The organism is Nocardioides sp., from assembly GCF_035481145.1.
Classification (GTDB): Bacteria; Actinomycetota; Actinomycetes; order Propionibacteriales; family Nocardioidaceae; genus Nocardioides.
In genome coordinates, this window is the sequence record NZ_DATIHB010000210.1 from 1 (window position 1) to 6,078 (window position 6,078).

General features: G+C 70.3%; 9 protein-coding genes, 1 tRNA gene and 1 pseudogene. 6 read left to right on the forward strand and 5 right to left on the reverse strand.

The window, feature by feature from the left end; all coding sequences use genetic code 11:
- The 4 genes and pseudogenes from VLF38_RS16855 to VLF38_RS16870 form a co-directional block, all read right to left on the reverse strand.
- A pseudogene (locus VLF38_RS16855) lies at window positions 1–1,525 on the reverse strand (hypothetical protein); the annotation flags it as partial.
- 58 nt (window positions 1,526–1,583) lie between these two features.
- Complete coding sequence (locus VLF38_RS16860; RefSeq protein WP_325272398.1) at window positions 1,584–1,994, reverse strand: arsenate reductase ArsC; 411 nt, start codon at window positions 1,992–1,994, stop codon at window positions 1,584–1,586.
- Entirely contained in the window at window positions 1,991–2,689 is a 699-nt protein-coding gene (locus VLF38_RS16865) for an aquaporin (RefSeq protein ID WP_325272399.1), read from the reverse strand. Before VLF38_RS16865 ends, VLF38_RS16860 begins: the two co-directional genes overlap by 4 nt.
- Window positions 2,686–3,042: a metalloregulator ArsR/SmtB family transcription factor gene (locus VLF38_RS16870; RefSeq protein WP_325272400.1), complete on the reverse strand. Its 357-nt coding sequence runs from the start codon at window positions 3,040–3,042 to the stop codon at window positions 2,686–2,688. The genes VLF38_RS16865 and VLF38_RS16870 overlap by 4 nt, the downstream gene beginning before the upstream one ends.
- 310 nt (window positions 3,043–3,352) lie before the next feature.
- Here VLF38_RS16870 and VLF38_RS16875 point away from each other — a divergent pair, with 310 nt between their 5' ends.
- Window positions 3,353–3,727, forward strand: coding sequence for a hypothetical protein (locus VLF38_RS16875; protein WP_325272401.1), 375 nt, complete (start codon window positions 3,353–3,355; stop codon window positions 3,725–3,727).
- On the opposite strand, the gene VLF38_RS16880 is transcribed toward VLF38_RS16875, so the two are convergent.
- Window positions 3,725–3,797, reverse strand: a tRNA-Lys gene (locus tag VLF38_RS16880). The two genes, VLF38_RS16875 and VLF38_RS16880, sit on opposite strands and share 3 nt — an antisense overlap.
- A gap of 365 nt (window positions 3,798–4,162) precedes the next feature.
- On the opposite strand from VLF38_RS16880, the gene VLF38_RS16885 reads away from it, so the two are divergent.
- The 5 genes from VLF38_RS16885 to VLF38_RS16905 all read left to right on the forward strand — a co-directional run.
- On the forward strand, window positions 4,163–4,366 hold the full coding sequence (locus VLF38_RS16885; RefSeq protein ID WP_107698594.1) for a cold-shock protein: 204 nt from the start codon (window positions 4,163–4,165) through the stop codon (window positions 4,364–4,366).
- Between the two features lie 194 nt (window positions 4,367–4,560).
- Window positions 4,561–4,797: a hypothetical protein gene (locus VLF38_RS16890; protein WP_325272402.1), complete on the forward strand. Its 237-nt coding sequence runs from the start codon at window positions 4,561–4,563 to the stop codon at window positions 4,795–4,797.
- A gap of 29 nt (window positions 4,798–4,826) precedes the next feature.
- On the forward strand, window positions 4,827–5,126 hold the full coding sequence (locus tag VLF38_RS16895; protein WP_325272403.1) for a metal-sensitive transcriptional regulator: 300 nt from the start codon (window positions 4,827–4,829) through the stop codon (window positions 5,124–5,126).
- Between the two features lie 28 nt (window positions 5,127–5,154).
- Window positions 5,155–5,361 (forward strand): heavy metal-associated domain-containing protein, encoded by a 207-nt coding sequence (locus VLF38_RS16900; protein ID WP_325272404.1) that lies wholly within the window; start codon window positions 5,155–5,157, stop codon window positions 5,359–5,361.
- Window positions 5,358–6,078, forward strand: a 721-nt coding sequence (locus VLF38_RS16905) for a hypothetical protein (RefSeq protein WP_325272405.1), incomplete at its 3' end; no start/stop codon positions are given. The genes VLF38_RS16900 and VLF38_RS16905, both read left to right, overlap by 4 nt.

A 6,078-nucleotide genomic window follows, 5' to 3' on the forward strand; every position in this document is an offset into this window, starting at 1 on the left:
GCTCGTGGGCGACGCGCTCAGCCGCGATGCGAGCCTCGGTGAAGCGCTGAGCCTCGGCAGCCTGCTCGACCGCACGGTGCTCGGCCTCGAGGCGCTGCGCGGCGATCTGCTGGGCCTCGGCAGCCAGCCTGGCCGCGGACCGCTGGGCGGAGGCGCGCTCCTCGGCGGCCTTCGTCTCGAGGGCGGCCTGCTCGGCGGCGGACTGCTCGGCGGCAGCGCGCACGGCAGCGGCCTTCTCCGCTGCCCGGGCGTGGTGCTGGGCCGACAACTCGAGCGCGGCGCGCTCAGCGGCAGCCTGCTCGGCGATCTGCGCCTGCTCGTGGGCTGCCTGCTCGGCGAGCGCGCGCTTGTTGGCAGAGCGCTCGGCGGCGGCTGCCTTCTCGGCGGCCCGTCGCTCGGTCTTCGCGCGTGCTTCAGCCTCCTGCTGGGCGGCCGCGGCGCGCTCGGCGGCTGCCTGCTCGGCGGCCAGCCGCTCGGCAGCAGCGGCCTCCTCTCGGGCAGCGCGCTCGGCGGTGGCGCGCTCCGCGGCGGCGGCGGTCTCGAGGGCCTTCTGCTCCTGCGCGAGACGGGCAGCAGCGACGCGCTCGGCTTCGGCAGCCTTCTCCGCGGCGGCTCGCTCACGGTTCGCCTTCTCTGCGGCAGCGAGGGCGGCGGCCTCCTGCTCGGCGGCTGCACGCTCTGCGGCAGCGGCGAGGCCTTGGGTGGCGCGTGCGACGGCGGCCTTGCGCATGGAGTCGAGGTCGTCGCCCCGGTCGCCGGGGCCGCTGACCGTTTCGTCCGACGCCGACGTGGACAGGGGAGTCGCGTCTGCCGTGGCCGCCGCGGACCGCGCCGGCTTCGTCGGCTTGGTGGGCTTGGTGGGTGCTGCGCCCGAGCGGCGGCCGCGGCGACCGCGACGCTCGTCGGTGGTGCTGGGGGTCGTCGCTTGTGCGGCGTCTGCGGCCGTGACGTCAACGTCGGCCGCGGTCTCCGGTGCTGTCTCGGAAGCGGGCTCTGCGTCCGCCGCAGGCTCGGGCGCGGCGGATGGGCGCTGCTGCCTGTCGTCCTGGCGCGCCGCGGTCAGGCGGTCCATCCACGAGCTGCGCTCGGCCGAGGAGGGCTGCGCGCCCGCGTCCTCGTCCTCGTCGTCGGCGAGGCCGGAGAGTGCCTGGCCCAGGATGTGCTCGTCGCCCAGGGGCGCGTCGTCGGAGCTGTCGAACGAGAGTGCCTCGGTCGACTGCTCGGCGGGCAGCCACGGCTCCTCGGGCTCGGCCTCGGGATCGGCGTCGGTGTCGGTGTCGGCGGCGCCGCCACGGACGCGGCGCCAGAGCGCCGTGCGGGGGCTGACCGGCATCTTCGGAGCAGCGTTCTGGCCCGTCTCGACAGCCTCCTGGGCCGTCCGGAGGACGATGTCGTCAGGCGACACGTCAGCGCCGAGCGTGGGCTCAGTGCTCTCCGCCGACATGGCGTCCTCGTCCTTCTGCTGCGGGCGTGCGGCCTTGCCACCGGCCCGGGGCGTGCCCTCGGGTGGTGTGCTCGGCCTCATACATGCCGAAACTACAGCGTCGGGCTGGCGTTACGCAGCAGTGGCCGTCAAATGGCGCTCAGCCGCGTGGCGCGTCGAGGAGCTCCTGGATCAGCGCCTCGATGCGCCGACGGATCTCGTCCCGGATGGGGCGTACGGCGTCGATGCCCTGGCCGGCCGGGTCATCGAGCCTCCAGTCCTCGTAGCGCTTGCCCGGGAAGTAGGGGCACTCGTCGCCGCAACCCATGGTGATGACGACGTCGGCGGCGTGCACGGCTTCGGTTGTCAGCACCTTCGGCTGGTTGCCCGCGATGTCGATGCCCTCCTCCGCCATCGCCGCGACGGCGGCCGGGTTGATCTGGTCGCCGGGCTCCGACCCGGCGGACAGCACCTGGATCCGGTCGCCCGCGAGGTGCTGGAGGTAGCCCGCCGCCATCTGGGAGCGGCCGGCGTTGTGGACGCAGACGAACAGAACGGTGGGGGTGGTCATCGGGCTTCCTCGGAGAGTGGGGTGGACGTCGGGATGGAGGGGAGGCCGGGCCAGAGCAGCCGGACCAGGCCGAGGCCCAGGGCGCCGCCGACGAGCTGCATGAGCACGAACATCGGCACGGACGTCGGCGAGATACCGGCAAACGTGTCGGTGAACATGCGCGCGATCCCGACGGCCGGGTTGGCCACCGAGGTGGAGGACGTGAACCAGTAGCCGGCGGTGATGTAGGCGCCGACGGCGAAGGCGATGGTCTCGGTGCGGCCGGCGCGGATGCTGCCGAAGACGACGAGCACGAGACCGACCGTCGCCACGACCTCTGCCAGCCACAGGCCGCCGCCCGTGCGCACCGTCGTCGAGAGGGCGACGGCGTCGAGGTCGAACATCAGGTTCGCCACGACCGCGCCGAGCGCGCCGCCCACGACCTGGGCGAGGACGCAGAGGCCTGCGTCGCGCCAGGAGATCCCGCCGAGGAGAGTCTCGACCAGGGTGATGACCGGGTTGAACGCTGCGGACACCGGCTGCAGGGTCAGGATCAGCGCCACGAGCGCGCCACCTGTCGCCAGGCTGTTGCAGAGCAGCTGGAGGGCGACGTCGTCGGTGAGCTCCGTCGCCATGATCCCGGACCCCACCACGGCGGCGACGAGGAACGCCGTGCCCACCAGCTCGGCGGACGCCCTGCGGACCGCGACCCTCACAGGCCGCCACCGATCAGTGCGGCGAGGTCGGCCAGCGCCTCGCGGCGTACGGAGTAGTAGACCCAGGTGCCGCGCTTGTCGCGGTCCAGGAGGCCGACCTCGTGGAGCTGCTTGAGGTGGTGGCTGATCGTCGGCTGGGAGAGGTCGAAGGCGTCGTTGAGGTCGCACACGCACGCCTCGCCGCCCTCGTGCGCCGCGATGAGCGAGAGCAGGCGGAGGCGAACCGGGTCCGCGAGCGCCTTCAGCAGGGGAGCGATGCGTCCGGCCTGCTCGCTGCTCAACGGCGTGGAGGTGAGTGGTGAGCAGCAGGCGACCGTCTGCACCGGGGTGAGCTCCAGCAGGTTCTTCGTCACGCCACCAAAATATCGATGGTCATGCATATTGACAACAATCGATGGATGAACACAGGATGTAGTACATCGACATCCATCGATCTAGGAGAGGAGGAGAGTCATGACCGACCTCGAGATCTGTTGCGCGACGGACGCCGGCACGCCGCAGGACGACTGCTGCGGCGGCGTCCCCTGCTGCTGAGTCGTGTGGACGTGAGCCCGCGGAGCATGGACTGGCTCCGCGGGCTGCGCGCCTGCTGGGAAGCGCTGGTCAAAGGACACGTCGCAGGTGCACAGTCGAGGGACGGCGACAGTCGGCGATTGGGGGAGCATGACGGCTCGAGTGCTCGTGGCTGCTGCGGCCTCCGGCGTCGCGCTGGCGGGCGCCACGATGCTCGGCGGATCCAGCGCGTCGCAGGAGGCCGTCGACTGCGGATGGCGCATCGCGTACGACGACGTCACCTATCGCAGTCACAACGAGCTGGTGGATCCGCCGCCGGCTGCTGAGCCCGTCGGGACGGGCGACGCACTGGACTGCGAGCGCGAGCCGGACCACAGGGTCGAGGTGGAGGCCGTTGAGGGCGTCGACCCGCGGGTGGCGGTGGTCGTCGCGATCAATCCAGGTGAGCCGCCCAGCCTCTATGTGCGGGAGGGTGTGGGTCCTGACGAGTGGCCCGAAGTGATCCGGCGTTCGGAGGAGCAGTAGGCCCTGTGGGACTCGAACCCACAACCCGCGGATTAAAAGTCCGATGCTCTGCCAATTGAGCTAAGGGCCCGTGCCGTGACCCGTGGCCTGGCACGGAACGGGAGTCTAGGGCGAGTCTGAGGCGAGCGGCGCAGAGCCGCGCGCCCGGCGTACGACGGGGCTTTCCTCATGGTGGTGCGGCTCTGCGAACCATGTAACGCGCGCGCCTCGCAAAGTTCATCGATTTCACTGGTTCCATCCGGGGCGTGTGTTGCTAGTGTTGTCGGCGCAACAGGTGCAAGTTCCAGCAGGTTGACGCCGGCGGGGTTTGTGATCCAACGGCGTGTCTTTCTCGGAGTCCCAGCATTTCGAGTCGGAGCGACGTGTCACCCGCACGTGTTGCGGGGCTGTCGATCTTGATGGCCTCTCGCCCCGATGAAAGAAATGAGAAGAGCAATGGCTCAGGGCACCGTGAAGTGGTTCAACGCTGAGAAGGGCTTCGGCTTCATCGCGCAGGAGGACGGCGGCGACGACGTCTTCGTGCACTACTCGGCCATCCAGACCAACGGCTACAAGTCGCTGGACGAGAACCAGAAGGTCGAGTTCGACGTCACCCAGGGTCCGAAGGGCCCGCAGGCGGAGAACGTTCGCCCCGTCTGATTCGTCAGACTGGCGGGCCTGTCCGAGACGCACCTGTCTCTGACGTTCGGAGCCCCGGACCCCAGCAATCGCTGGGGTCCGGGGCTCCTCCCATTTCTGGTGGTCCAGTCCATGGATGCCAAACCGGGACTTTCCGTGCGACGCCTGATCGGGTCGGGCACCATGGGCAGTGGAGCAACCGGAGGGAGGCTGTGATGTCCGACCAGTTCGACGTGTCGCTCGAGGACCCCGACCTCCTCGGCGAGGTCGAGATGACGACCAACCTGATCATCGCGGCGAGCGGGGCTGCCGGCCCGCTCGACCAGGACGAGATCGACGCGATCCTGGGACTGGCCCCGGAGGCCGGTCCGGGCGCGACGCCGGTGACGACACCGGACGCGGTGCCCGACGAGGGCTCTGCTCTGACGGGCGAAAGCGGCCCGGGGGAATAGATATACCCCCTGGGGGTATTGTGTGTGGCATGCACGAAGCACACGCCACACACGGCTACATCGGCGACAAGGACGCGTACCTCAAGCGACTTCGCCGGATCGAGGGCCAGGTGCGAGGCCTGCAGCGGATGGTCGAGGAAGAGCAGTACTGCATCGACATCCTCACGCAGGTCTCTGCCGTGACCAAGGGGCTGCAGGCAGTCTCGATGGGGCTGCTCGAGGACCACCTCGGGCACTGCGTCGTCGATGCGGCACGCGCCGGCGACGACGAAGCCGCCGCGAAGGTCAAGGAAGCCTCCGACGCGATCGCGCGTCTCCTGCGGTCCTGACCGCACCCACCTCCGGAAAGGAAGAACCATGAGCAGCACCACCACCTGGGCCGTCACCGGCATGACCTGCGGCCACTGCGTCGCGTCGGTCACCGAGGAGCTGAAGGAGGTCGACGGCGTCACGGACGTGCAGGTCGACCTGCCGACCGGCGCCGTCGTCGTGACCAGTGAAGCCGAGCTGTCGCGGGAGGCCGTCGAGGCCGCCGTGACCGAGGCGGGCTACCAGCTCGCATGAGTGGCTCGCTCCGCAAGATCGTCGTCTTCCTCCTCGTCGGAGCCGGCGCCTTCGCGCTCGCCTTCGGGCTGGGACAGCTGGTCGGCGACGAGACGTCGCCCGCCGGGCACGGCGGCCACGCGTCGGAGAAGCCTGCGCCGCGCTACTCCGTGAAGCTCGCAGACTCCTCGCTCGAGGCCGGTGAGGTCGAGCTGCGCCTCTCCGTGCTCGATGCCGACGGCGAGCCGGTCACGGAGTACGACGTGGTGCACGAGAAGGAGCTGCACCTGATCGTGGTCGACCGGGAGTACCCGGAGGTCTACCAGCACCTGCACCCGACGTTCGCCGACCGGGAGTGGAGCGTGAGGACGAGACTGCTCGCGGGCGACTACCGCGTGTACGCCGACACGACCCCGACCGGTGCGGTGGCCCAGGTGCTGACCGCTGACCTCGCCGTGGCAGGCGACAGCCGTCCGCGGGTCGCGCGGACCGAGCCCAACGACACCGCCTCCGTCGACGGCTTCGACGTGGCGCTCGAGGCAGACGGCTCGACGTACACCTTCACGGTGACGAAGGCCGGACAGCCGGTCGAGCTCGAGCCCTACCTCGGGGCAGGCGGTCACCTGGTCGGCACTCGCCGGGAGTCGCTGGAGTACCTGCACGCCCACGCGATGGATGCCCAGCGCAACACGGTCGGCTTCCACGTGGAGGCGCCGAGGTCGGGCACCTGGGTGCTCC

Bases quoted from the DNA above. Each gene is read 5' to 3' on its own strand.
- VLF38_RS16895 (WP_325272403.1), top strand. From the start codon at position 4,827: ATGCACGAAGCACACGCCACACACGGCTACATCGGCGACAAGGACGCG.
- VLF38_RS16860 (WP_325272398.1), bottom strand. From the start codon at position 1,994: ATGACCACCCCCACCGTTCTGTTCGTCTGCGTCCACAACGCCGGCCGC.
- VLF38_RS16885 (WP_107698594.1), top strand. From the start codon at position 4,163: ATGGCTCAGGGCACCGTGAAGTGGTTCAACGCTGAGAAGGGCTTCGGC.
- VLF38_RS16875 (WP_325272401.1), top strand. From the start codon at position 3,353: ATGACGGCTCGAGTGCTCGTGGCTGCTGCGGCCTCCGGCGTCGCGCTG.
- VLF38_RS16890 (WP_325272402.1), top strand. From the start codon at position 4,561: ATGTCCGACCAGTTCGACGTGTCGCTCGAGGACCCCGACCTCCTCGGC.
- VLF38_RS16900 (WP_325272404.1), top strand. From the start codon at position 5,155: ATGAGCAGCACCACCACCTGGGCCGTCACCGGCATGACCTGCGGCCAC.